Annotated in this window: 21 protein-coding genes and 1 pseudogene; 10 read left to right on the top strand and 12 right to left on the bottom strand. The window is 62.1% G+C overall.

From position 1 onward, the window contains the following. Positions 1 to 19: 19 nt before the first annotated feature. From HBO09_RS02385 to HBO09_RS02370, 4 genes are all read left to right on the top strand, one after another. A complete protein-coding gene (locus HBO09_RS02385; protein ID WP_057960896.1) occupies positions 20 to 565 on the top strand; it encodes a hypothetical protein in 546 nt (181 codons plus the stop codon). A gap of 57 nt (positions 566 to 622) precedes the next feature. Further along, entirely contained in the window at positions 623 to 2,218 is a 1,596-nt protein-coding gene (locus HBO09_RS02380) for a GMC family oxidoreductase (RefSeq protein ID WP_169991377.1), read from the top strand. 239 nt (positions 2,219 to 2,457) lie between these two features. Continuing rightward, positions 2,458 to 2,937, top strand: coding sequence for a pantetheine-phosphate adenylyltransferase (gene coaD, locus HBO09_RS02375; protein ID WP_003176711.1), 480 nt, complete (start codon positions 2,458 to 2,460; stop codon positions 2,935 to 2,937). A 250-nt stretch (positions 2,938 to 3,187) separates the two neighbouring features. After that, on the top strand, positions 3,188 to 3,439 hold the full coding sequence (locus tag HBO09_RS02370) for a YfhL family 4Fe-4S dicluster ferredoxin (RefSeq protein WP_003213796.1): 252 nt from the start codon (positions 3,188 to 3,190) through the stop codon (positions 3,437 to 3,439). A 124-nt stretch (positions 3,440 to 3,563) separates the two neighbouring features. Here the strand turns inward: HBO09_RS02370 and mutM are convergent, their stop codons facing one another. Both mutM and HBO09_RS02360 read right to left on the bottom strand, forming a co-directional pair. Further along, positions 3,564 to 4,376: a bifunctional DNA-formamidopyrimidine glycosylase/DNA-(apurinic or apyrimidinic site) lyase gene (gene mutM, locus HBO09_RS02365; RefSeq protein WP_057440389.1), complete on the bottom strand. Its 813-nt coding sequence runs from the start codon at positions 4,374 to 4,376 to the stop codon at positions 3,564 to 3,566. A gap of 21 nt (positions 4,377 to 4,397) precedes the next feature. Beyond that, a complete protein-coding gene (locus HBO09_RS02360; protein ID WP_169991609.1) occupies positions 4,398 to 5,210 on the bottom strand; it encodes an HDOD domain-containing protein in 813 nt (270 codons plus the stop codon). 296 nt (positions 5,211 to 5,506) lie between these two features. Here HBO09_RS02360 and HBO09_RS02355 point away from each other — a divergent pair, with 296 nt between their 5' ends. The 3 genes from HBO09_RS02355 to ilvD all read left to right on the top strand — a co-directional run bounded on the left by HBO09_RS02355 (position 5,507) and on the right by ilvD (position 9,513). Continuing rightward, a complete protein-coding gene (locus tag HBO09_RS02355; RefSeq protein ID WP_071490392.1) occupies positions 5,507 to 6,703 on the top strand; it encodes a class I SAM-dependent rRNA methyltransferase in 1,197 nt (398 codons plus the stop codon). Positions 6,704 to 6,912: 209 nt separating this feature from the next. Then, complete coding sequence (locus tag HBO09_RS02350; RefSeq protein WP_169991375.1) at positions 6,913 to 7,371, top strand: transposase; 459 nt, start codon at positions 6,913 to 6,915, stop codon at positions 7,369 to 7,371. 300 nt (positions 7,372 to 7,671) lie between these two features. Further along, complete coding sequence (ilvD, locus tag HBO09_RS02345; RefSeq protein WP_169991373.1) at positions 7,672 to 9,513, top strand: dihydroxy-acid dehydratase; 1,842 nt, start codon at positions 7,672 to 7,674, stop codon at positions 9,511 to 9,513. A gap of 98 nt (positions 9,514 to 9,611) precedes the next feature. Here the strand turns inward: ilvD and HBO09_RS02340 are convergent, their stop codons facing one another. Next, positions 9,612 to 10,610 (bottom strand): haloacid dehalogenase-like hydrolase, encoded by a 999-nt coding sequence (locus tag HBO09_RS02340; RefSeq protein WP_169991607.1) that lies wholly within the window; start codon positions 10,608 to 10,610, stop codon positions 9,612 to 9,614. 302 nt (positions 10,611 to 10,912) lie between these two features. Here HBO09_RS02340 and HBO09_RS02335 point away from each other — a divergent pair, with 302 nt between their 5' ends. Continuing rightward, positions 10,913 to 12,304, top strand: coding sequence for an L-cystine transporter (locus HBO09_RS02335; protein ID WP_169991371.1), 1,392 nt, complete (start codon positions 10,913 to 10,915; stop codon positions 12,302 to 12,304). A 146-nt stretch (positions 12,305 to 12,450) separates the two neighbouring features. On the opposite strand, the gene HBO09_RS02330 is transcribed toward HBO09_RS02335, so the two are convergent. After that, on the bottom strand, positions 12,451 to 12,963 hold the full coding sequence (locus HBO09_RS02330) for a dihydrofolate reductase (protein ID WP_169991369.1): 513 nt from the start codon (positions 12,961 to 12,963) through the stop codon (positions 12,451 to 12,453). 69 nt (positions 12,964 to 13,032) lie between these two features. Between HBO09_RS02330 and HBO09_RS02325 the strand changes: the two genes are divergently transcribed. Beyond that, positions 13,033 to 14,412, top strand: a complete 1,380-nt coding sequence (locus tag HBO09_RS02325; protein ID WP_169991367.1) for a DUF2868 domain-containing protein — start codon at positions 13,033 to 13,035, stop codon at positions 14,410 to 14,412. After that, positions 14,405 to 15,772: a DUF3482 domain-containing protein gene (locus HBO09_RS02320; RefSeq protein WP_169991365.1), complete on the top strand. Its 1,368-nt coding sequence runs from the start codon at positions 14,405 to 14,407 to the stop codon at positions 15,770 to 15,772. The genes HBO09_RS02325 and HBO09_RS02320 overlap by 8 nt, the downstream gene beginning before the upstream one ends. A gap of 6 nt (positions 15,773 to 15,778) precedes the next feature. Here HBO09_RS02320 and HBO09_RS02315 read toward each other — a convergent pair whose 3' ends face one another. From HBO09_RS02315 to HBO09_RS02280, 8 genes and pseudogenes are all read right to left on the bottom strand, one after another. Beyond that, complete coding sequence (locus HBO09_RS02315; RefSeq protein ID WP_169991362.1) at positions 15,779 to 16,303, bottom strand: hypothetical protein; 525 nt, start codon at positions 16,301 to 16,303, stop codon at positions 15,779 to 15,781. Between the two features lie 92 nt (positions 16,304 to 16,395). Continuing rightward, positions 16,396 to 16,950: pseudogene (locus tag HBO09_RS02310) on the bottom strand (phosphonate degradation HD-domain oxygenase). Continuing rightward, positions 16,950 to 18,083, bottom strand: coding sequence for a TIGR03364 family FAD-dependent oxidoreductase (locus HBO09_RS02305; RefSeq protein WP_169991360.1), 1,134 nt, complete (start codon positions 18,081 to 18,083; stop codon positions 16,950 to 16,952). Before HBO09_RS02305 ends, HBO09_RS02310 begins: the two are co-directional and overlap by 1 nt. A gap of 133 nt (positions 18,084 to 18,216) precedes the next feature. Next, positions 18,217 to 19,233 (bottom strand): putative 2-aminoethylphosphonate ABC transporter substrate-binding protein, encoded by a 1,017-nt coding sequence (locus tag HBO09_RS02300; RefSeq protein WP_169991357.1) that lies wholly within the window; start codon positions 19,231 to 19,233, stop codon positions 18,217 to 18,219. A 25-nt stretch (positions 19,234 to 19,258) separates the two neighbouring features. After that, complete coding sequence (locus tag HBO09_RS02295) at positions 19,259 to 20,983, bottom strand: putative 2-aminoethylphosphonate ABC transporter permease subunit (RefSeq protein ID WP_169991355.1); 1,725 nt, start codon at positions 20,981 to 20,983, stop codon at positions 19,259 to 19,261. Position 20,984: 1 nt separating this feature from the next. Beyond that, entirely contained in the window at positions 20,985 to 22,049 is a 1,065-nt protein-coding gene (locus tag HBO09_RS02290) for a putative 2-aminoethylphosphonate ABC transporter ATP-binding protein (protein ID WP_029289373.1), read from the bottom strand. Positions 22,050 to 22,284: 235 nt separating this feature from the next. After that, positions 22,285 to 23,148 carry a LysR family transcriptional regulator gene (locus tag HBO09_RS02285; protein WP_169991353.1) on the bottom strand — a complete coding sequence of 288 codons (864 nt, stop codon included), beginning with the start codon at positions 23,146 to 23,148 and terminating at the stop codon, positions 22,285 to 22,287. A gap of 16 nt (positions 23,149 to 23,164) precedes the next feature. Further along, the gene (locus HBO09_RS02280) at positions 23,165 to 25,414 is read right to left on the bottom strand and encodes a heavy metal translocating P-type ATPase (RefSeq protein WP_169991349.1); all 2,250 of its coding nucleotides are present in this window, start codon (positions 25,412 to 25,414) and stop codon (positions 23,165 to 23,167) included. Positions 25,415 to 25,436 lie beyond the last annotated feature (22 nt).

The raw sequence follows: 25,436 nt of genomic DNA, 5'->3' as shown, positions 1-25,436 counted from the left end.
CACTGGGACAACAATAAAAATGAACCCTAGCCTGACTGAATCACCTGCGCTGTCGCGGCGCGGCGTCTTGAAAATCGGCCTGTGCGCCAGCGCCTTCCTGGCGACCGCAGGCCTTGGCGCCAGCCTCAGCGGCTGCTCCAGCAGCACCCCCGCCAGCGGCTTTGCCATGCTGCGCAACAGCGACCTGCCGTTTTTGCGCGCAGTGATCCCGGTGTTGCTGGAGGGCGCGGCAAGCGCCGAGGTCGTGGCGGCGGGTATCGAAGACACGCTGAAAAAACTCGATTACAGCCTGCAGCACCTGTCGCCAGAGATGTTCAAGCTGACCCAACAGTTGTTCGACGTGCTGGGCATGGCCGTCACCCGTGGTCCACTGACTGGCATCTGGGGCAGTTGGGAAAACGCCAGCAGCGAGCAGATCCGCAACTTCCTGCATCGCTGGGAGAACAGTTTCCTCAACCTGCTGCGCATGGGCCAGGGCTCGCTGCTCAAGCTGGTGATCATGGCCTGGTACTTCCGACCCGAGTCCTGGGCCCATTGCGGGTACCCCGGGCCACCGAGGATCTAGCCTGGGTAACCCACGTTGATAGCCACTCCGTAGCCAAAACAATAAGAGAACAAGCTGATGCCCGTACCTGATGTGTTCCGCGATGGCATGGCCCGCGGCTGGAAGACCCATAACGGCGCCGCCCTCGACCAGGACCTGGTGCTGGAAGCCGATGTCGCGATCATCGGCAGCGGCGCAGGGGGCGGCACTACCGCAGAGATTCTCAGCGCCGCTGGCTACAAGGTGCTGCTGATCGAAGAAGGCCCCCTCAAGACCAGCAGCGATTTCAAGCTGCTGGAAGACGAGGCCTACGCCAGCCTGTATCAGGAAGGCATCGGCCGCATGAGCAAGGACGGCGCCATCACCATCCTGCAGGGCCGCGCCGTGGGCGGCACCACGTTGATCAACTGGACTTCGAGTTTTCGTACACCGGACCCAACCCTGTCCCACTGGGCCAGTGAATACGCGGTCAAAGGCCATAGCAGCGCCGAGATGGCGCCATGGTTTGAAAAGATGGAGCAACGCCTGGGCATCGCCCCCTGGGCCCTGCCGCCCAACGCCAACAATGACGTGATCCGTAAAGGCTGCGAAAAGCTCGGCTACAGCTGGCACGTGATCCCGCGCAACGTGCGCGGCTGCTTCAACCTGGGTTATTGCGGCATGGGCTGCCCGGTCAACGCCAAGCAATCGATGCTGGTAACCACCATTCCCTCGACCCTGGAGCAAGGCGGTGAGTTGCTGTACCTGGCCCGCGCCGAACGCCTGAAGTTCAGCGGCGACACCATCACCAGCCTCGAATGCGTGGCCATGGACGCACGCTGCGTAGCACCTACAGGCCGCAAGATCACGGTCAAAGCCAAGCATTACGTACTGGCCGGCGGCGGTATCAATAGCCCGGCGCTGCTGATGCGCTCGGATGCACCCGACCCACACTCGCGCCTGGGCAAGCGCACCTTCCTGCATCTGGTGAATTTTTCTGCGGGGTTGTTCGACGAAGTGATCAACCCGTTCTATGGCGCGCCGCAGTCGATTTACTCTGATCACTTCCAGTGGCAGGACGGCACCACCGGCAAAATGTCGTACAAGCTCGAAGCACCGCCCTTACACCCGGCCCTGGCCAGCACGTTGTTCGGCGGTTACGGCACGCAGAACGCCCTGGACATGAGCCAACTGCCCAAGACCCACGCGATGCTGGCGTTGCTGCGGGATGGCTTCCACCCCGACAGCCAGGGCGGCAGCGTCGGTCTGCGCGGTGATGGCACGCCGGTGCTCGACTACGAGGTCTCGCCCTACGCCTGGGACGGCCTGCGCCGGGCCTTCCACAGCATGGCCGAGATCCAGTTTGCCGCCGGCGCCAAGTCGGTCAAGCCGCTGCACCATGACGCGCGCTACGTCAGCACATTGGCCGAGGCACGCAGCCTGATTGATGGCCTGAACCTGGAACTGCATCGCACCTGCCTGGGGAGCGCCCATGTGATGGGTGGTTGCGCCATGGGTGAAGAACCGAAAAATGCCGTGACCGACAGCCTTGGGCGGCATCACCAGTTGCGTAACCTGTCGATCCACGATGGCTCATTGTTCCCCACCAGCATCGGCGCCAACCCACAATTGTCGGTGTATGGCCTGACCGCACAACTGGCGACAGCACTGGCCGAGCGTCTGAAAACAGCATGAAAAACCGATTATGCGCCCGTGTAGGAGCGAGCTTGCTCGCGAAGTACGTCAACGATAACGCAGCGCTATCAGATAGCCCGCGATGCCTATGGGTTCTTCGCGAGCAAGCTCGCTCCTACAGGGGGTTCATGAGGGTATTCGCGGTGTCTATAGTGCTTTCTTCTGAATAAGTTGACTTGGCCGACCGGGATGGCTGCGATACCATCCGGTTCCCCAACGGACTCCGCCAGGACGACGCGATGAACCGAGTGTTGTACCCAGGTACCTTCGACCCGATTACCAAAGGCCATGGCGATCTGGTCGAACGCGCCTCGCGCTTGTTCGACCATGTGATCATCGCGGTCGCTGCCAGCCCCAAGAAAAACCCGCTGTTTCCTCTAGAGCAACGTGTGGAGCTGGCCCGCGAGGTCACCAAGCACCTGCCCAACGTTGAAGTGGTGGGCTTTTCGACGCTGCTGGCGCACTTTGCCAAGGAACAGAATGCCAATGTGTTCCTGCGTGGCCTGCGTGCGGTGTCGGACTTCGAGTACGAATTCCAACTGGCCAACATGAACCGCCAACTGGCGCCGGACGTAGAGAGCCTGTTTCTCACACCGTCGGAGCGTTATTCGTTCATTTCTTCGACCCTGGTGCGGGAAATCGCGGCATTGGGTGGAGATATCACCAAGTTTGTGCACCCTGCGGTCGCCGATGCGCTGACTCTGCGCTTCAAGAAGTAATGTGGCGAGGGGGCTTGTCCCCCGCTGGGCTGCGAAGCAGCCCCAAAACCAGCGCCTGCAGTCAACCTGGCGTAACTCGGTGGACCTTGTTGGGGCTGCTTCGCAGCCCAGCGGGGGTGCAAGCCCCCTCGCCACAAGCAATCCACTTCAACCGCAGGTCATGCCCGCTCGCACTGCGGGCGCCAATGCGGCACAATTGCGCGCATTAGTTTTCCAGATGCCTTGGCAGAGTGCCCTGGCAGGAGTTTCCATGTCCCTGATCATCACCGACGATTGCATCAACTGCGACGTCTGCGAACCCGAGTGCCCGAACGCTGCCATTTCCCAGGGTGAAGAGATCTACGTGATCGACCCCAACCTGTGCACCCAGTGTGTCGGCCACTACGACGAACCCCAGTGCCAGCAAGTGTGCCCGGTCGATTGCATTCCGCTGGATGAGGCACACCCTGAGACTGAAGAGCAGTTGATGGAGAAGTACCGGTTGATTACCGGCAAGGCCTGAGACCTTGTGGTGGCTGGGCGGGCCTCATCGCAGGCAATCCAGCTCCCACATTTGAAAGTGTCCACAAGTCAAAATGTGGGAGCGGGCTTGCCCGCGATAAGGCCAGCCGCAGCGCCCGCGGTCTTCAGCTCTGGCACTTAGGGCAAAACACACTCGCCCGCTGCCCCAGCATCACATTGCGCAATTCGCTCCCGCAGACCTTGCACGCCTCGCCCCCACGCCCGTAGACAAACAGCTCCTGCTGGAAATACCCCGGCTGCCCGTCGCCGCCAATAAAATCACGCAAGGTCGTACCGCCACGCTCGATAGCGGCCGCGAGGATGCGTTTGATCTCGATCGCCAGCTTCAGGTAACGCCCACGGGAAATGCCCTTGGCTTCCCGGCGCGGATCAATCCCGGCGGCAAACAGCGCCTCGGTCGCGTAGATATTGCCCACGCCCACCACCACCGCGTTATCCATGATGAACGGCTTGACCGCCATGGAGCGCCCACGGGACAGCTGGAACAGGCGCTCGCCGTCAAACAGGTCGGTCAACGGCTCCGGCCCCAGGCGCAGCAGCAACTCGTGGTTATGCGGGTCCTGGCTCCAGAGCATCGCGCCAAAGCGCCGGGGGTCGGTGTAGCGCAGGGCCAGGCCCGATTCCAGCTCGATATCCACATGCTCATGCTTGGCTGCCGGCAGACCGACTTCCACCAGGCGCAGATTGCCCGACATGCCCAAGTGGCTGATCAAGGTGCCGACTTCGGCGTTGATCAGCAGGTACTTGGCCCGCCGCTCCACCAGCACGATGCGCTGCCCGGACAGGCGCACATCCAGGTCTTCGGGGATCGGCCAGCGCAGGCGCCGTTCACGCACCACCACGCGGCTGACCCGCTGGCCTTCCAGGTGCGGCGCAATCCCGCGCCGGGTGGTTTCGACTTCTGGCAGCTCAGGCATATTCGTCTCGCGATAAAAAAGTTAGTGCGCGCCCAATTCGCGGATCGACAACTTCAAGCTCTCGAAGTCGTAGTCCGACAGGCCCACGTAATCCAGGACCAGATGGCCGATGCTTTCCCACTCATGGTCAACCGTCTGGTTGCCCAGTACCCGATAGGACGCGCAGATATGCTCGGCCATTTTCAGGATCGCCAGCAGGTTTTTCAGCGGGCTGTTGCGCGCCGACTCATCGCTGAAAATCGCCAGGGCGTTATGGTGGTTGGCGATGGCGTTGGTCACATGCTCAGGCAGGCGCCAGGACTTGGCGGTGTAATAACCCACCACCGCATGGTTGGTGTGGAACGCGCGGTTCTCGGTGTCGACCACCCGGCAATCAGGCCCGGCCTTGGCGTAGGAATCTTCCAGCACGCTCATGTAGTCCGGGAACCGCTTGAGCATCAGCGGCACACCACAATCGTGGAACAGCCCCAGGGCATAGGCTTCGTCCACCGCCTGGGAGCCGGTGCGCTTGGCCAGGGTCAGGCAGGTCATCGCCACATCCTGGGCGGTGTCCCAGAATCGGTTGAGGGTGACGATAGTGTCATCGCTCATCTCACCCTTAATCGACTGCGCGTTGATCAGGTTGACGATGGAGCGGCTGCCCAGCAGGTTGACCGCGCGCTGGATCGAGGCAATTTTGTTGCTCAAGCCGTAATACGGCGAGTTGACGATTTTCAGCAGCGAGCCGGACAGGCCGGGGTCCTGGGAGATCAACCGCGCAATCACCTCCAGGTCCGGGTCGGGCATGTACTGCTCCATCTGCAAATCCACCATGATTTGCGGTTGAGGCGGCACGCTGATGCCTTGCAGGGCCTGTTGGATCTGTTCGGCGGAAAGCTCTTGGGACATAGGTACATACTCTGGGCTAGGCGGCGATTCTAACCCCGATGGGAACCTGACCGACACCTCAAAAGCCGGATTGGAAACCGAAGCAAAATGTGGGAGCTGGCTTGCCTGCGATGGCATCGCTGCGGTGCGACAGACAGACCAAGTCGCCTGGATCGCAGGCAAGCCAGCTCCCACATGTCCGGCGGCGCGGCCAACAACGACACAACACGGTATACTCCCGCTCTTTTTTCCGGAGCGACGTCATGTCCCTGCCAAGCCTGCGTCTCAAAGCCAACGCCGATCGTCGTTTGCGCAACGGCCACCTGTGGGTCTACAGCAACGAAATCGATGTAGCCGCCACCCCACTCCACGGCTTCCAGGCAGGCGACCAGGCCATCCTCGAAGCCGCCGGCGGCAAGACCCTGGGCATCGTGGCCATGAGCCCGAACAACCTGATCTGCGCGCGCCTGCTGTCGCGCGACATCAAGTTGCCGCTGGACAAGTCGCTGCTGGTGCACCGCCTCAACGTCGCCCTGTCCCTGCGCGACCGCCTGTTCGACAAGCCGTTCTACCGCCTGGTCTACGGCGATTCCGACCTGCTGCCGGGCCTGGTAGTCGACCGTTTCGGCGACATCCTGGTGGTACAGATCGCCTCGGCGACCATGGAAGCCCATAAAGAAGACGTGATCGCCGCACTGACCCAAGTGCTCAAGCCCAGCGGCATCCTGTTCAAGAACGATTCTGCCGCACGCGACGCCGAAGGCCTCAACCGCTACGTCGAAACCGTGTTCGGCCTGGTGCCGGAATGGGTTGCGCTGGAAGAAAACGGCGTGAAGTTCGAAGCCCCGGTGATCCAGGGCCAGAAGACCGGCTGGTTCTACGACCACCGCATGAACCGCGCACGCCTGGCCCCATACGCCAAAGGCAAACGCGTCCTCGACCTGTACAGCTACATCGGCGGCTGGGGCGTGCAAGCCGCAGCGTTCGGCGCCAGTGAAGTGTTCTGCGTCGACGCTTCCGCATTCGCCCTCGACGGCGTCGAGCGCAACGCCGCGCTGAACGGCGTTGCCGAGAAGATGACCTGCATCGAAGGCGACGTGTTCGAAGCGCTCAAGGAACTGAAAGCCAGCGAAGAACGCTTCGACGTGATCGTCGCCGACCCACCGGCCTTCATCAAACGCAAAAAAGACATGAAAAACGGCGAAGGCGCCTACCGCCGCCTGAACGAGCAAGCCATGCGCCTGCTCAGCAAGGACGGCATCCTGGTCAGCGCTTCGTGCTCCATGCACCTGCCGGAAGACGACCTGCAAAACATCCTCCTGACCAGCGCCCGCCACCTGGACCGCAATATCCAGATGCTCGAACGCGGCGGCCAGGGTCCGGACCATCCGGTGCACCCGGCGATTGCCGAGACGCGCTATATCAAGAGCATTACGTGCCGGTTGTTGCCCAATAGCTAAGGCTTCACCCACCCTGTAGGAGCGAGCTCGCTCGCGAAGAACGCCAACGATAACGCAGCGCTACCAGGTAACCTGCGTCGCCTATGGGTTTTTCGCGAGCAAGCTCGCTCCTACAGTGGGCCGTGGCATATTCAGAATTACTGTTTGAACACCCATAGACGCTGGCGCCACCTACCTTTTCTCTTCTAACCACAGAAGAGAACGAAGGAATGTCCACCCCGCAAAATGCGCATCGGCTGCGCGCAGGGCGCTACTCAGAACCTGGAAGAATCTATCTGCTAACCGCCGTGACTCACCAGCGGCAGACAATCTTCAAGGACTGGCGTATCGGCCGCCTACTTGTCAGCGAGTTCAGAAAGGCACATGAAGACGGCGAGGCAACTTCGCTGGCCTGGGTAGTCATGCCTGACCATTTCCATTGGCTGGTCGAATTGCATAACGGCGATTTGCCTAGGCTAATGCAAATCACCAAATCGCGAAGTGCCCGCGCCATCAACCAGGCGAGACGCTCCTTCGGGACGATTTGGCAAAAAGGTTACTTCGACCGAGCACTGCGCAGGGAAGAGGACTTGAAGGTTATGGCCCGCTACATCATTGCTAATCCTTTGCGAGCCGGTCTGGTCGAACACATCGGCCAATACCCACTGTGGGATGCCATCTGGCTTTGAAACGCCTCCCTGTAGGAGCTCGCTCGCGAAGAACGCCAACGATAACGCAGCGCCCCCAGGCAACCTGCGTCGCCTATGGGTTTTTCGCGAGCAAGCTCGCTCCTACAGGAAGACGGTGTAGAATCGGCCCTATTCATCGCCAGTCATCCCCCGGCGGGTTTATGAGCTCAAGGCCAATGCGCACGGCGATCCCGTCACGTTTGCGGCAACTTCCGGACACCAGGGCCATTTTTCGGGTGTTCCAGACGTCAATAGAAGCTCACTCCCCTTTGATTCCTGATTAGCCGCCCGGAGTGCTCCATGCCAGATTACCGCTCGAAAACATCCACCCACGGCCGCAACATGGCCGGCGCGCGCGCACTGTGGCGTGCCACGGGGATGAAAGATGACGACTTCAAGAAGCCGATCATCGCGATTGCCAACTCCTTCACCCAGTTCGTACCGGGCCATGTCCACCTCAAGGACCTGGGCCAACTGGTCGCCCGCGAGATCGAACGCGCCGGCGGTGTAGCGAAAGAATTCAACACCATCGCCGTGGACGACGGCATCGCCATGGGCCATGACGGCATGCTGTATTCCCTGCCGAGCCGCGAGATCATCGCCGACTCCGTGGAATACATGGTCAACGCCCACTGCGCCGACGCCATCGTCTGCATCTCCAACTGCGACAAGATCACCCCCGGCATGCTGATGGCCTCCCTGCGCCTGAACATCCCCGTGATCTTCGTCTCCGGCGGCCCGATGGAAGCCGGCAAGACCAAACTCGCCTCCCACGGCCTGGACCTGGTCGACGCCATGGTCATCGCCGCCGATTCCAGCGCTTCTGACGAGAAGGTCGCGGAATACGAGCGCAGCGCTTGCCCAACCTGCGGTTCGTGCTCCGGCATGTTCACCGCCAACTCGATGAACTGCCTGGTGGAAGCCCTAGGCCTGGCCTTGCCGGGCAATGGTTCCACACTGGCGACCCACAGCGACCGCGAGCAGTTGTTCCTGCAGGCCGGCCGTACCATCGTCGAGCTGTGCAAGCGTTACTACACCGAGAACGATGAGTCGGTGTTGCCGCGCAATATCGCCAACTTCAAGGCGTTCGAAAACGCCATGACCCTGGATATCGCCATGGGCGGTTCCACCAACACCATCCTGCACTTGCTGGCCGCTGCCCAGGAAGCCGAGATCGATTTCGACCTGCGCGACATCGACCGCCTGTCCCGCAACGTGCCGCAACTGTGCAAAGTCGCGCCGAACATCCAGAAGTACCACATGGAAGACGTGCACCGTGCCGGCGGGATCTTCTCGATCCTGGGCTCCTTGGCCCGTGGCGGCCTGCTGCACACCGACCTGCCGACCGTGCACAGCAAGTCCCTGGCCGAAGGCATCGCCAAGTGGGACATCACCCAGACTGACGACGAAGCCGTGCACACCTTCTTCAAGGCCGGCCCGGCCGGGATCCCGACACAGACGGCATTCAGCCAGTCGACCCGTTGGGACACCCTGGACGACGACCGTGAAAACGGCTGCATCCGTAGCGTCGAACACGCCTACTCGCAAGAAGGTGGCCTGGCCGTGCTGTACGGCAACATCGCCCTCGACGGCTGCGTGGTGAAAACCGCCGGCGTGGACGAGTCGATCCACGTGTTCGAAGGTCGCGCCAAGATCTACGAAAGCCAGGACAGCTCGGTACGCGGCATCCTCGCCGACGAAGTCAAAGAAGGCGACATCGTGATCATCCGCTACGAAGGCCCTAAAGGCGGCCCGGGTATGCAGGAAATGCTCTACCCGACGTCGTACCTCAAGTCCAAGGGCCTGGGCAAAGCCTGCGCACTGCTGACCGATGGTCGCTTCTCTGGCGGTACGTCCGGCCTGTCCATCGGCCACGCTTCGCCAGAAGCTGCCGCCGGTGGCGCAATTGGCCTGGTACAGGATGGCGACAAGGTGCTGATCGACATTCCGAACCGCTCGATCAACCTGTTGATCAGCGATGAAGAACTGGCCGCACGCCGGGCTGAGCAGGACAAGAAAGGCTGGAAGCCGGTGGAGAAGCGTCCGCGCAAAGTCACCACCGCCCTCAAAGCCTACGCCCTGCTGGCCACCAGCGCCGACAAGGGTGCGGTGCGTAACAAGGCCATGCTCGACGGCCTGTAAGCCCCGCCCATAAAAATGCCCCGCCAAGTGCGGGGCATTTTTTTGCCTGCTAAAAACACCAGAACACTGAAGATCAAAATGTGGGAGCGTTTAACCTGTTACTGGATTTCATCGGGTTTGACGATCACCCACTTCTTGTCCGCCGTCACCGCCAGCCCTTCTTTGGCCTGGGCCGCAGCGTGCTTGGCGATCATGCCGTTGAGTTGGGTCATGTACTTGTCCTTGCGGTTGATCCACAAGTGAATGCCGCCCTTGGCCACGTCCACATCGTGGAACAGCATGTAGCCGTCGCTGGTGGGGGTGTCGCCACCGACCAATACCGGTTTTTTCCATTCGTCGATGTAGGTGAGGATCGCCGCGTGTTTGCCGGCCATCCAGGTTGCCGGGGTCCACAGGTAGGGGGTCAGCTCCAGGCCCAGGTTGGCTTTTTCGTCGTATTTGCCGGCACTGATCTGCTTGCGGGCGGTGGTCAGCTCGCCGGTCTTGCGGTCCTTGAGCAGGGTGGTGACGCCAATCACGTTCTGCGGCTTGACGTTGTAGCCGTACTTGGGATCCGAGGCGACCATGCGCACCAGTTCTTCAGAGGCCGCCGTCATCACGTACACGTCGATGCCGTTTTCCATCAGCTTGTTGTACAGCTCGGTCTGGCCGGTGAAGATTTTCGGTGGTTGCACCTCCATGTTCTTCACCACGTCGCCTTCAAAGTAGGTGACCGGTACCGGCTTGCCAGAGGCCATCAGCTCATCGACGTAGCCCTTGAGTTCCTTGAGGGTAAAGCCTGAAAACACCTGGGCAACCCACGGGTAGCAAACCATGTCGTCCACTTCGCACAGGCGATAGTAGTAACTGAACAGACTTTCCTTATGGTCGGCGGTGTCTTTGAACGGCATAAGCTTGAGCGACGGGTCGAGACTGTCGCGGGTGATCAGGCCCTTGTTTTCCATGTACGGCAGCAGCGACTCTTCGAGGTCGAAGCGGTAGCTGGTGTTGTCCATGTCAAACACCGCGTAGTTACCCTTGTTGGCGTTGGCGGTGATCATTTCATTGAGTTGCTTGGCGGCGGGGGCCGGCCAGTGTTTCAACTCGGTGGCGGCCATGACCTGGCTGACAAGGCCCAGGCATAGCGCGGCGGCAAACAGTCTCGGCGCGAGCTTCATGTGCGTTTTCTCCCTGAGTGAAAGGCACCCACGCTAGCAAATCTGTATGACAACCCCCGCCACACGCACGACCGACGGCGTCCTGATCCCGTCACCCACGTACACAGGAGCGTCAACGCCTTATTCCAAAAACGACGGTCGCCATTCCATCTTGTTATTAATTCATTAGATATCAAGCTGTTAGGCTTCCCGGTTCGCAATCGCTGGCTCACGCGATTGGCAGCCTTCTACTCGGAGCTTCAATGAATCTGCCACTGATTCTCAACTTACTGGTGTTTCTCGCCCTTTTGCTGGGCCTGGCCCAAACCCGCCGCATCCAATGGAGCCTGGCTAAAAAAGTCCTGCTCGCCCTGGTGCTCGGGGTGATCTTTGGTGTGGTCCTACACACCATTTATGGTGCCGGCCACCCGGTGCTCAAGGCCTCGATCAGTTGGTTCGACCTGGTGGGCAATGGTTATGTGCAACTGTTGCAGATGATCGTGATCCCGCTGGTGTTCGCCTCGATCCTCAGCGCCGTAGCCCGCCTGCATAACGCGGCCTCCCTGGGCAAGATCAGCTTCCTGACCATCGGTACGCTGCTGTTCACCACCGCCATTGCGGCGCTGATCGGTATCGGCCTGACCAACCTGTTCGGCCTCACCGCCGAAGGTCTGGTGGCCGGTACCCAGGAACTGGCGCGCCTGCAGGTGATCCAGAGTGATTACGCGGGCAAGGTCGCCGACCTGAATATCCCGCAGTTGCTGCTGTCGTTCATCCCACAGAACCCGTTCGCCGACCTGGCCCGAGCCAAGCCGACATCGATTATCAGTGTGGTGATCTTCGCCGCGTTCCTGGGCGTTGCAGCGCTGCAACTGCTCAAGGACGACGTGGAAAAAGGCCAGAAAGTGGTCAACGCCATCGACACCCTGCAAGCCTGGGTGATGCGTCTGGTGCGCCTGGTGATGAAGCTGACCCCTTACGGCGTGCTGGCGCTGATGACCAAAGTGGTCGCCAGCTCCAACCTGCAAGACATCATCAAGCTCGGCAGTTTCGTGTTGGTGTCCTACCTGGCGCTGGGGCTGATGTTTGTAGTCCACGGCGTGCTGCTGTCCCTGGCCGGGATCAACCCGCTGCGTTTCTTGCGCAAGGTATGGCCGGTGCTGACCTTTGCCTTCACCAGCCGCTCCAGCGCGGCGAGCATCCCGCTGAGCATCGAAGCGCAAACCCGCCGCCTGGGCATCCCGCAGTCCATCGCCAGCTTCGCCGCCTCGTTCGGCGCGACGATTGGCCAGAACGGCTGTGCCGGCCTGTATCCGGCGATGTTGGCGGTGATGGTGGCGCCGACCGTGGGCATCAACCCGTTGGACCCGCTGTGGATCGCAACCCTGGTGGCAGTCGTGACCCTGAGTTCGGCTGGTGTGGCGGGCGTGGGCGGCGGTGCAACGTTTGCCGCGCTGATCGTGCTGCCGGCCATGGGCTTGCCGGTGGCGTTGGTGGCGTTGCTGATTTCCGTGGAGCCGCTGATCGATATGGGCCGTACGGCGTTGAACGTGAATGGTTCGATGACGGCGGGGGCGATTACCAGCCAGATCATGCAGCAGACCGATAAAGAGCTGCTCAATGCCGATGAGCATCCTGAGTTGGCGCAGGCCTAAAGCCCCTTGTGGTGAGGGGGCTTGTCCCCCGTTGGGCTGCGTAGCAGCCCCAGTAAGCCGAGTGCGGTGTATCAGATACTCTGTAGCGGCTGGTTTTGGGGCTGCTTCGCAGCCCAACGCGGGGCAAGCCCGCTCGCCACAGAGATTTAGGCCTTTTCCCAGACCTCGAAGTTGTACGCCGGCTTGTCGCCTTCTGCCGGATTCTGCACATTCGACACCAGCTTCCACCGGTTCAAGTCAAACTCCGGAAACCACGCATCCCCCTGCGGGCTCAACGCAACCCGCGTCAGATACAGGCGATCCGCCTGGTCCAGCCCTTGCGCATACAGTTGCGCACCGCCGATCAGCATCAGCTCATCCACGCCCTGCTCCAGCGCCCAGGCTTCGGCCCGCGCAACGGCTGCATCCAGTGAAGGAAAAACTTGCGCACCTTCAAGCTTAAGATCGGTCTGACGGCTGACCACAATGTTCAAGCGACCCGGCAACGGTCGACCCAGGGAGTCCCAGGTCTTGCGCCCCATGATGATCGGCTTGCCCAGGGTGGTGGCCTTGAAATATTTGAAATCCCCCGGCAAATGCCAGGGCATGCTGTTGTCGACGCCGATCACGCGGTTTTCACCGAGGGCTGCGATCAGGCTTAAAGGGAGAGTTTTTTTCATGGCAACGAGAATACCAGAGGCGCGGGCCAGGGGTTATGCTCCAGGCTCACTGACACAACAGGACGGCGCGTGACTGCTCTGAACCCCCTGCACAAACTCTGGCTGACGGAAACCGTGCGCCTGCGTGAAGAACACGCTGGCCCCCTGGAAGACCAGGAAGCCAATCGTCTGGCCCGCAGCAATGGCGGCGACCTGCCGACACGCATTCAAAACCGTGCACTGTGGCTGGCCGAGCGCGACGGCCTGAGCGCTGCCCTGCTGCACTGGTTGCAAGGTGCGCGCCTGGCGCTGATCGTGCTGATGGTGCTGGCCGTGGTCAGCGGCGCCGGCCTGGCCTTCGCCGCCCTGGGCAACGGCCTGGCCCCGGTCAATGTGTTCTGGGCCTTGGGCAGCCTGCTGGGCTTGAACCTGATCCTGCTGCTGAGCTGGGCCCTGGGCCTGGTGTTTGCCGGCGAGCACAGCGCCAGCCTCGGCCGCCTGTGGTTGTGGCTCAGCGAAAAATTCGCCCGGGATGCCAAGGCCGCGCAACTGGCGCCGGCGTTGCTGTTGCTGCTGCAACGCCACAAGCTCAACCGCTGGGCGGTCGGCGTGCTGGTCAATGGCCTGTGGCTGCTGGCGCTGTGTAGCGCGCTGGTGATCCTGCTGACGTTGATGGCCACCCGGCGCTACGGCTTTGTCTGGGAAACCACCATTCTGGGCGCCGACACCTTTGTCAGCGTGACCCAGGCCCTAGGCAGCCTGCCCGCCCTGCTCGGCTTCAGCGTGCCGACCTTCGAGATGATCCGCGCCAGCGGCGACTCGGCGCTGAATATCGAAAGCGCCCGTCAGGCCTGGGCCGCCTGGCTGGTGGGCGTATTGCTGGTCTATGGCCTGCTGCCCCGGCTGATCCTCGCCCTGCTGTGCCTATGGCGCTGGAAACGCGGGCGCGCAGCCTTGGGCCTGGACCTCAACCTGCCCGGCTACGCCCACTTGCGCGAAGCCTTGATGCCCAGCAGCGAACGCCTGGGTGTCAACGATGCGGCTCCAGAACAATTGCATCACGTCAGCGGCGGCGCCAGCGAACTGCACAGCGATGGCGCCTTGCTGGTGGCCATCGAACTGGACGATCAACACCCGTGGCCGCCCAAACTGCCGGCCACGGTCAAAAACGCCGGCATCCTCGACAGCCGCGAATCACGCCACAAACTGCTGGAACAGTTGACCCGCTTCCCCCCCGCGCGCCTGGTGATCGCCTGCGATCCACGTCGCTCGCCGGATCGCGGCAGCCTCGCGCTGATCGGCGAACTGGCCCGCAGCGCCAGTGCCACCCGGGTCTGGCTGCTGCAAGCACCACCGGGCCAGGCGCTGGATGCCGAGCGCCTCGGCGATTGGCACACCGCCTTGCAGCAACTGGACCTGCCCTTCGCCGACTGCGCGCCACTTACCTGGCTGGAGACTGGTCATGACTAAACCCCTGAAACTGGCGGTGGTCGGCCACACCAACGTCGGCAAGACCTCGCTGCTGCGCACCCTGACCCGTGACGTGGGCTTTGGCGAAGTGTCCCACCGCCCCAGCACCACCCGGCATGTCGAAGGCGCGCGGTTGTCGGTCGACGGCGAGGCGTTGCTGGAGCTGTACGACACGCCGGGCCTGGAAGATGCCATCGCCCTGCTCGACTACCTCGAGCGCCTGGACCGACCGGGCGAACGTCTCGATGGCCCGGCTCGCCTCGCCCGTTTCCTGGAAGGCAGCGAAGCCCGTCAACGCTTCGAACAGGAAGCCAAGGTGTTGCGTCAATTGCTGGCGTCCGATGCCGGCCTGTACGTGATCGACGCCCGGGAACCGGTGCTGGCCAAATACCGCGACGAGCTGCAAGTGCTGGCCAGCTGCGGCAAGCCATTGCTGCCGGTGCTCAACTTTGTCAGCAGCAGTGACCACCGCGAGCCGGACTGGCGCGAAGCCCTGGCCCGCCTGGGCCTGCATGCACTGGTGCGCTTTGACAGCGTGGCGCCCCCCGAAGATGGCGAGCGGCGGTTGTATGAAAGCCTGGCCCTGTTGCTGGAAAGCTCACGACCACAGCTGGAACGGCTGATCCTCGACCAGGAGGCTCAGCGCCAGGCGCGCCAGCAAAGCGCCGCACGTCTGATCGCCGAATTGCTGATCGACTGCGCCGCGTGCCGACGCAGCGTGGTCACGGAAGATGAACAGCAAGCCATCAGCGATTTGCGCAAGGCCGTACGCCAGCGCGAACAACGGTGCGTCGAAGCCCTGCTTAAGCTGTTTGGCTTCCGCCCGCAAGACGCCGCCGCCAGCGACCTGCCGCTGCTGGATGGACGTTGGGGCGATGATTTGTTCAACCCCGAAACCCTCAAGCAACTGGGGGTGCGGGTCGGCGGCGGGATTGCGGCGGGGGCGGCGGCCGGGGCCGGTGTGGACTTGCTGGTCGGCGGCCTGACCCTGGGCGCCGCCGCCCTCGCCGGAGCCATTGCCGGTGGCGCGCTGCAAACCGCCCGTAGCTACGGCAGCCGCCTGCTGGGCAAGATCAAGGGCCAGCGCGAACTGACCGTGGATGACAGCGTGCTGCGCCTGTTGGCCCTGCGCCAGCGCCAGTTGCTCAAGGCCCTGGACCTGCGCGGGCACGCGGCGATGCACAGCATCAAGGTCGATACACCGCAAGACAAGACCTGGCGCGAAGGCAAGCTGCCCGACGCCCTGCACAAGGCCCGCGCCCATCCGCAATGGTCGTCCCTCAACCCCCATGCAAGGTTGAGCCAGGCCGAGCGCCAGGAGCAGATCGAAACCTTGGCGACCCAGTTGGATGAGACCTGATCCGGCCTAGGCCTGATGCCAGTTCATGGACAGGAACGAGGTGCCTATCGCGCGGATCAGCTCTTTATCGGCATTGTTGGCAATGCCGTTATGATCCACATCGCTGTTGGTGAAAGACTCCAGTACGCCATCACCGTCGCCGTCGTAAGCCGCAGCCTTGTAAATCATGGAGGCCCTGCGCGTGGCGGGATCACACGCATGGAAGGCAAGCGTGACGGCATTGGGCCTGGTGGTTTTTGCATAGTGGGCCACGAACACGTTCAATGAACGCGTCCAATACCCTGCCCGATTGAACCAGCCCAGTTTCAACACCGCTTCGGCGAAGGTCTTGAGCTGATGTTTATCAAGTGTGCTGCTCCCGTCTTGGGTCCATTGCAGATCAATCTCGCCATTGCCCGAGACGTCCACGGCCAACATTTCATCCATCAATTCGTCAGGACCGTCCGGATGCTTTTGATAGAAATGCAGAATGACCGTATCCGCTCGTCCATTACCGCTTATGTCTTGTGCAGTCGCTTTCAGATAGCGCATTGGCGTAGCTCCTTGCGTCAAAGAAGCAGACACCTTAAGACCACGCCAACCAGAGCTCTAGGAGGGAAGTCGGGGAGTACCGTAAGACGCCTCTACACCACCAGTAGCTGTTGAGCCTTGGTTTTGAGCAGCTGCAAATCAATCAGCGGTACGTGCATCTCCTTGGCCTGCTCGTCCCAATGGCGCATGCGCAGACTCACCGCGCACAGCGGGTCCTGCTCGAACGCCCGGGCCTCCTCAGCCGTCATCACTCCCCCCTGGTAGCCCAAGGTGCGGCGGCTGGCCTCGCTCAAGCGAGCGTAATAGTCCGGCTGGCTGAAGGTCAGATAGCGCTTGGCTTGTACGTGATATTCCACGAGTTTCGCCAGGCGCTCGCTGAAGCCGGCACGCCGTAGATAGTCGGCACCCAAGCGTTCATGGCTGACTACGCCGTAGCCGCCCATATTCTCGCCACCCAGCGCGCAGATATGCCCGATATCGTGGAAGAACGCCGCCAACACCACTTCATCGTCGAAGCCCTCGGCCATGGCCAACTGCGCGGCCTGGGACATGTGTTCGATCTACGAGACCGGCTCGCCGATGTAATCGGCAGCGCCGTGCTGTTCGTACAACGCGAAGACTTCGGCGACCACCTGCTCAGCATTCATCACGCCTCTCCCCATAGCTCTGTGATATTGCCCTCGGCCAGCGCCGGCCCCACGCTCATGCCCACGCCGGTATGCATCAAGGCCGCGCTGACCCCGTCGGCGGCGCGCAGGAACGAAAACGGCCCCGGCCCACGGGAACCATAGACGCCCTGCCAGCGTTCCACGACCTGAATCTGGCAGCCCAGGGTGTGTTCGGCCAGTTCGATCATCCAGTTGTCCACCTGTTCGGCGTTGAACGGCGAAGGATCGCTGCCGTAATGGTGGGAATCACCAATGATCAACTCGCCATGGGGCGTCGGGCTGATCAGCAGGTGGATGCCATGTTCGTCCAGGTGCGGTGTGTCGCGCAGGATCTGTGCCTGCACGGCGGCAGCTTGCGGCAAGTCGGCAAAGGCGCCGTAGTGCACGCAGCTCAGGCCGGTCAGCAGCGCATGTTGCAGGTTCAACTCGACCTTGGGCCGAGCGCGCAGCATCTGCAACTGGCAGATTTGCGGTGTGAGTTGGGCGATCTGCTCGGCCAGCAGGGTCTGGTAGTCGTGGCCGGAGCAGACAATGATCTGCTCGCCGCGAAAGCTGCCGGCAGTGCTGTGCAGTTGGCCGGGTTCGATGTCGCGTACCAGGGTGGAGAAGTGAAACTCTACCCGCAGTTCGCGGCGCAGGTAGTCGATCAGCGCCGGCAGCGCCTCACGGGAATACAGTTGCTGATCGTCCAGGCCATGCAGCGCGGCGCGGTGATGGCGGAACTGGCCGCCATACAGATCATTCATCGCGGCGCCTTGCAGCAGGTTGACGCGGTAGCCGTGCTCCTTGGCGCGACCGGCGCAAAAGGCCTCCAGCAAATGCTCTTCGGCTTCGGTGCGGGCAAACAGGTAAGAGCCATTGCGCTTGAGTTGCAGGTTCGCCAGTTGTGCCCACTGGCCCCAGATCTCGCGGCTTTGCCGGGCCAGGTCGAGCATCTGCCCAGGCGGTTGGCCGGTGACCAGGGCCTGGCCGAAGTTACGCACCGAGGCGCCCAGGGGCGTGGCCGTACGCTCGAAGACCTTGACCTTGAGACCGCGCTTGGCGGCGGCGTAGGCGTGGGACAGGCCGAGGATACCGGCGCCGACGATCAGCAAATCGCTGTGGTGTGTCATGGTGTTCGCCCCCCTGTAGGAGCGAGCTTGCTCGCGAAAAACCCGAGGGCGCCGCATGTATTCTGACTGCCCGCGCTATCGTTCACGTTCTTCGCGAGCAAGCTCGCTCCTACAGTTTTAGAAACGGTTGAAGTTATTGTTTTTCCGACTTGCCGTCATAGCGCTTGCGCCATTCAGCCAGGATGTTGTCACGGTTTTTCGAGGCCCAGACAAAGTCATTCTTGATCAGGCGCTGCTCGTAGTCCGCCGGCAGCTCGGTCTGCGGCTTGGCGATTCCCGGTTGGGCCAGGACCGCAAAGTTTTCCTTGTACAGCTCCATCGCCGCCGGGCTTGCAGAGAAGTCGGCTAGCTTCTGTGCCGCTTCCTGGTGGGCCGTGCCCTTGATCACCGCTGTGGCTTCGATATCCCAGCCCAGGCCTTCCTTGGGCAACACGATATCCAGCGGCGCGCCCTGGCGCTTCAACTGCACGGCCGGGTATTCGAAGGAGATACCGATTGGGAATTCGCCGGACGCCGCCAACTTGCAAGGCTTGGAACCGGAGTGCACGTACTGGCCGATGTTCTGGTGCAGGTCATCCATGTACTGCCAGCCCTGCTTCTCGCCGAAGGTCTGCAACCAGGCGCTGACGTCGAGGAACCCGGTGCCGGACGACGCCGGGTTCGGCATGACGATCTTGCCCTTGTATTCCGGCTTGGTCAGGTCCTGCCAACTGATCGGCTTGCTCAGGCCCTGTTTTTCGGCTTCGACGGTGTTGAAGCAGATGGTCGCGGCCCATACGTCCATGCCGACCCAGGCCGGTGGGTTGGCGGCGTCGCGGTAGTTCTTGCCGATCTTGTCCAGGTCCTTCGGCGCGTAGCTTTGCAGCATGCCTTGCTGATCGAGGATCGCCAGGCTGGAGGCCGCCAGGCCCCATACCGCATCGGCTTGCGGGCGCGCTTTTTCCGCCAGCAGCTTGGCGGTGATGATGCCGGTGGAGTCACGCACCCATTTGATCTCGACGTCCGGGTTGGCCGCCTCGAAGGCTTTTTTGTAGGTCTTCAACTGCTCGGCTTCAAGGGCCGTGTACACGGTCAACTCGGTCTTGGCAGCAAAGGCATTCAGGCTGAACGCGGTGAGCACAGCAGCGGCGAGGGCCAGGGGCTTGAACATGGTGCGTTTCCTTTTGGGGGCAGTGTTATTGACCGGGCGCGGTTTGGCGCCAGGCCTGGGAGCGGCGCAACAAGCCGCGTGAGGCCCACGCCAGCAGCAGCGAGACGCCGGCTGAAGTGAACAGAATCAGGGTCGACATGGCCGCCGCGCCGCCAACGTTGCCGGCATCGTCCATGTTCAACACGGCGACTGCGGCGAGGATGGTGTCGGGGCTGTAGAGAAAGATCGCTGCCGACACGGTGGTCATCGCCGAGACAAACAGGTAGCGCAGGATGTCCAACAGGGCCGGTAGGCAGATCGGCACGGTGACCCGCAGGTAATGTCGGTATAGCGGCGCCTTGAGCGATAGCGCGGCGGCTTCGAACTCGGCGTCGAGTTGGCGCAGGGCGGTCGTGGCGGTCATCTGCGCAGTGGTCAAATAGTGCGCAATGGTGCACACCACCAGCAGCGTCATGGTCCCGTAGAGCACATGCAGCGGGTTGCCATTGAGGTTGAAAAAGAACACGTAGCCCAGGCCCAGCACCAGGCCCGGCACCGCCATCGGCACAAAGCTGAGCATGCGCAGCGCCAGGTTGAGGCCTTTTTGCCCCTTGGTCTTTTCCATCAGGTAAGCGCCGGTGAAGATCAGCACACTGCCGATCAGTGCGGTGCAGATCGCCATGGTCAAACTGTTGCGATAGGCCAGCCAGCCGCCACCGGCGGTGTCGTTGAACTGGTAATGGTTGAGCGACAGCGACAGGTTGTACGGCCAGAATTTCACCAGCGACGAATACACCGCCATGCCGAACACCAACAGCAGCACCGCGCAGATCAGCAACACAATCGCCAGGTAGCAGCCATCCCGCAGGCGCGACGGTGCTGGCTGGAACACTTGGGCGCGGCCACTCATGGAATCGCCGTGGCGTCGGCGCAGCCAGGTATCCACCGCAAAACTGAGCAGCGCCGGCAGCAGCAACACCATGCCGATCAAGGCGCCGCGCCCGAATTGCTGCTGGCCGACCACCGCCTTGTAAGCTTCCAGCGCCAGCACTTGATAGTCACCGCCCACTACCACCGGCACGCCGAAGTCGGTGATGGTCAGGGTGAATACCAGGCAGAAGGCGGCGAACACGGCCTGGCGCGTTGCCGGCCAGGTGATACTGCGAAATGCCCGCGCCGGGCTGGCGCCCATGCTCGAGGCAGCATCGAACAGCCGCGCATCCGCCAAAGACAGCGCCGACAGCAGGATCATCAGCGCATGGGGAAAGGTGTAGATCACTTCACCGAGGACAATCCCCCAGAAGCCGTAGATGTTGTCTGACAGCAGGCCGCGCAACATGCCCTGGTTGCCGAACAGATACACCAAGGCGATGCCCGGCAACATCGAGGGCGCCATCAGCGGCAGCAATGACAGGCCACGCCAGATCGTCTTGCCGGGGATCAGCGTGCGTTGCAGGGCGTAGGCAAACAGGTAGGCCAGGGGTACGACAATGGCCGCAACGCTCAGGGAAACCTTCAGGCTATTGCCCAGCAGCCAGTGGAAGTTGGCGCTGGTCAGCAGCTCGCGCGCCGCCACCAGCCCGCCGCCCTGGCCGTCTTCGGCGCTGAAGCCACGCCAGAAGATCGCCAGCAACGGCAGCAGCACGGCGATGCCCAACAGGCACAGCAACAGCACCTTGCCGCCCACTACAAAGATACGGTCGCCGATTTCGGCACGGGAAACCTGGCGAGCCGCGCGGTCGGGTATCGGCAGGGTCATATCAGCGGCCATCTCAGGCAAACACCTGCAGACTGCGCGGCGGCAGCGCGACCCAGATATCCTGGGCGCCCAGGCGCGGCATGGCTTCCGGCGCCAGTTCGGCGAGCAGCGGATGGCCGGGCAACTGGTCCAGTTCAAAGCTCATGCGGCAACGGTTACCAAGGAATGTGATCTCGCGAACCTTGGCCGGAAACAGGTTTTCTTCGTGTACCGGCGGGTTGACGCTGATTGCTTCCGGCCGGCAGAACAGGCGGCCCGAGGCGGCCTTGCCGCTGTCTTCTGCCAGGCGCACGTTCATCCCGCCGACCTGGGCGTGGCTGGCGCTGTTGCGGCTGAACGGCAGCCAGTTGCCCTGGCCGACAAACTCGGCCACGAACGGCGTGGCCGGGCGGTCGTAGATTTCCTGGGGGGTGGCGTACTGCTCGACCTTGCCGTTGTTCATCACGGCGATGCGGTCGGCCATCAGCATGGCCTCGTCCTGGTTGTGGGTGACCATCAAGGTGGTGATGCCCAGGCGGCGTTGCAGTTGGCGCAGTTCGGTACACAGGTGCTCGCGCACCCGGGCGTCGAGGGCTGACATGGGTTCGTCCAGCAGCAGCAGCGACGGGGCCGGCGCCAGGGCACGGGCCAGGGCGACCCGTTGCTGCTGACCGCCAGACAATTGGCCGGGGTATTTCTTTTCGCTGCCGGTCAGGCCGACCAGTTCCAGCATCTGCGCCACGCGCTTGCGCACTTCATCGCGGCCGCTGCCGGTCAGGCCGTAGCCGATATTGGCCTCGACGCTGAGGTTGGGAAACAGCGCGTAGGACTGGAACAGAATGCCGTAGTCCCGCGCCTGGGGTGCCAGTAGGGAAACATCGCGATCACCCAGGTACAACTCGCCGCTGTCCTGGCGCTCCAGGCCGGCGATGCAGCGCAGCAAGGTGGTCTTGCCGCAGCCCGAAGGGCCAAGCAGGCACACCAGCTCACCGGCGGCGACGTCCAGGGACACATGGTCCAGGGCAGTAAAGGCGCCGAAGCGCTTCTGGATACCACGCACCTTCATCGGCGCGCCGGGGTTGAGCTGGGCTGTGTTCATGGTGGCACCTCATCAAACTGATGAAGGCCATGCTAGGGAGCAAATGCGTCCCTGGTGTGGCAGGAAGGCAAAAGCGGGTGATAGTGGTATTGGTGGATTTGGGTAGGGTTATAGCCATGTGGTGTGTGGTCTACCGCCATCGCAGGCAAGCCAGCTCCCACATTTGAATGTATTCGCAGCTTCAAATGTGGGAGCTGGCTTGCCTGCGATGGCGATTTCAAAGCCACCGATAATCTCAGAGCGGCGACATTTCCTGCGCCAACCCGAGAAACGCCGCCGGAAACCGCGCACCTTTGCGCTCTTTAAGGCAGTACAGATACTCAGGAATCTGCGGCGCATTCTCGATGGTCAGTACCCGCAGTTGCGGATCATGGGGCACTTCCTGGCGGGCAATGATGCTGATGCCGATATTGCGCAGCACCGCCTCGCGAATCGACTCGCGGCTGCCGATCTCCAGCAGCGGCCCATAACTCACGCCCGCGCCATCGAGCATTTCCTCGGTCAGGCGCCGGGTGGTGGAGCCCGCTTCGCGCATCAACAGGGTGTGCCCCACCAGCGCACTGAGTGGCACGTGTTCCAGCACGGCCAACGGGTGATTGCGATGCACCGCCAGCACCAACGGGTCGCTGCCCAGTACCCGACGGATCAGGCGCGGGTCTTCCAGCAGTTGCGAGGACGCGGCGACATCCACCCGGTAATCATCCAGCGCTTCGAGCACCTGCTGGGAATTGCCGATTTCTACCGCCACTTCCACGTGAGGCAAGCGTTCGCGAAAGGTCTTCACCAGGTCGAGGATGTAATAGGGCGCCGTCGCGGCGATCCGCAAAGTGCCCTGGACCTGGCCGCTGTTGCGCAGGAAGAACTCGATATCCGCTTCCTGCTGCAACAGCGCCTTGACCATCGGCAGCAGCCGCGCACCCTCGTCACTGACAGTGAGGCGCCGGCCACCGCGATAGAACAGCTCGACCGAGTACTGGCTTTCCAGATGGCGGATCTGGGTGGTCACCGTGGGTTGGCTCAGGCCGAGTTTTTTCGCCGCCTGGGTAATGCTCCCCAGGCGGGCAACCATGTAAAACGCCTTCAGCTCGGCACTCAGCACACCACCCTCTCATCGACTATTTGCGCAACAGGCGCAGACCATTGAACACCACCAGCAGGCTTACACCCATGTCGGCGAACACCGCCATCCACATGGTGGCCATGCCCAGGAAGGTCACCGCCAGGAAGATCGCCTTGATCACCAGCGCCAGGGCGATGTTCTGCTTGAGGATACTCGACGTTTGTCGCGACAAACGTATGAATGCCGGAATCTTGCGCAAATCGTCGTCCATCAGCGCTACGTCGGCGGTTTCGATGGCGGTGTCGGTGCCCGCGGCGGCCATGGCAAAGCCAATCTCCGCACGGGCCAGGGCCGGGGCGTCGTTGATACCGTCGCCGACCATGCCAACCCGGTGGTTTTTCCCGTACAGATCCTCGATGGCCTTGAGCTTGTCAGTGGGTAGCAGGTCGCCTTGAGCCTGGTCGATGCCCACCTGGGCGGCAATCGCCTGGGCGGTGTGGGTGTTGTCGCCGGTGAGCATCAGGGTCTTGATGCCCAGGTCGTGCAACTGCTGGATGGCTTCGCGGCTGCTGTCCTTGACCGTATCAGCCACGGCGAACAGCGCCAGCGGGCCGGATTTGTCGAGCAGCAGCACCACGGACTTGCCTTGTTTTTCCAGGGCGAAGAGTTTTTCTTCAAGGGCCGGCGAACACAGGCCCAGTTCTTCCACCAAGCGGTGGTTGCCCAGGTGATAAACCTCACCGTTGATCTCGCCACGTACCCCGCGCCCGGCCAGGGCTTCGAAGTTATCCACAGCCAGCAGCGCCAGTTTGTTATCCACAGCCGCGTTGGCAATCGCCAGCGACACCGGGTGGTCGGAGCGCCCGGCCAGGCTCGCGGCCAGGGCCGGGGCGTTTTCTTGGGTGGACAGTGTCAGGTAGTCGGTCTGCACCGGCTTGCCGTGGGTGATGGTGCCGGTCTTGTCCAGGGCCAGGTAGTCCAGTTTGTAACCGGCCTCCAGGTACACGCCGCCCTTGATCAGGATGCCTTTGCGCGCGGCAGCGGCCAGGCCACTGACGATGGTCACCGGGGTGGAAATCACCAGCGCACATGGGCAGGCAACCACCAACAGCACCAGGGCGCGGTAGATCCAGTCAAACCAAATGCCGCCCATAAACAGCGGCGGGATTACCGCCACGCCCAGGGCAAACAGGAACACCGCCGGGGTGTAGATTTTCGAGAAGCTGTCGACAAAGCGCTGGGTCGGCGCCCGTGAACCCTGGGCTTGTTCCACCGCGTGGATGATGCGCGCCAGGGTGGAGTTGCTGGCGGCGGCGGTCACCCGGTATTCCAGGGAACCGGCCTGGTTGATGGTGCCGGCGAAGACTTTATCGCCGACGGTTTTCTCGATCGGCAGGCTTTCGCCGGTGATCGGCGCCTGGTCGATGGTGGACTGGCCGGCGGTGACTTCACCGTCCAGGCCAATGCGCTCACCGGGACGTACCCGTACGATGGCGCCCAGTTCAATGACTTTGACCTCCTGTTCGACCCAACTACCATCAGCCTGGCGCACCGTGGCCTGTTCCGGGGTCATCTGCATCAGGCCACTGATGGCGTTGCGCGCACGGTCCAGGGACTTGGCTTCGATCAGCTCGGCCACGGTGAACAGGAACATCACCATCGCCGCTTCTGGCCACTGGCCGATCAGGATCGCACCGGTCACGGCGATGCTCATCAGCGCATTGATGTTCAGGTTGAGATTCTTCAGGGCAATCCAGCCCTTTTTGTAGGTAGTGAGGCCGCCACTGAGGATCGACACCAGCGCCACCAGAGCCACCACCCAGGTCGGTGCGGCGTTGGTGAAATGGATCACCTCCGCCGCCAGGGCGCCAACGCCGGACAGGGCCAGCGGCCACCAGTGTTTCTTGGCTGGTGGCGCGGCGGCAGGCACGCCCTCTTCGACTGGATCAGCCTGCATGCCCAAGGATTTGATGGCCTCGATGATCGGCGCAGTGCTCGGCAAGTCGTGGGTCACGCCGAGGATGCGGTTGATCAGGTTGAATTCCAGTTGCTGCACACCGGCCAGCTTGCCCAGTTTGTTCTGGATCAGCGTCTGCTCGGTGGGGCAGTCCATGGCTTCGATGCGGAATGTGCTCAGGCGCGCGTTGGCGCTGGGCGCTTCGGTCAACGTCACCAGAGAAGGCGCAGCCGCGCCGGAACAGCAGGAGCCGCCATGATCGTGCTTTTGCACAGGCTGCAGTTTTTCGCCGTGATCATGATCGTGATCGTGGTCATGCTTATGCGGGGTGTGAATGGAATCGCTCATTGTCTCGCGTCCGTGAAGGTGC

It is taken from the genome of Pseudomonas sp. WS 5027, assembly GCF_012985695.1.
GTDB lineage: Bacteria > Pseudomonadota > Gammaproteobacteria > Pseudomonadales > Pseudomonadaceae > Aquipseudomonas > Aquipseudomonas hygromyciniae.
This window is presented reverse-complemented; position numbering and strand designations above follow the sequence as displayed.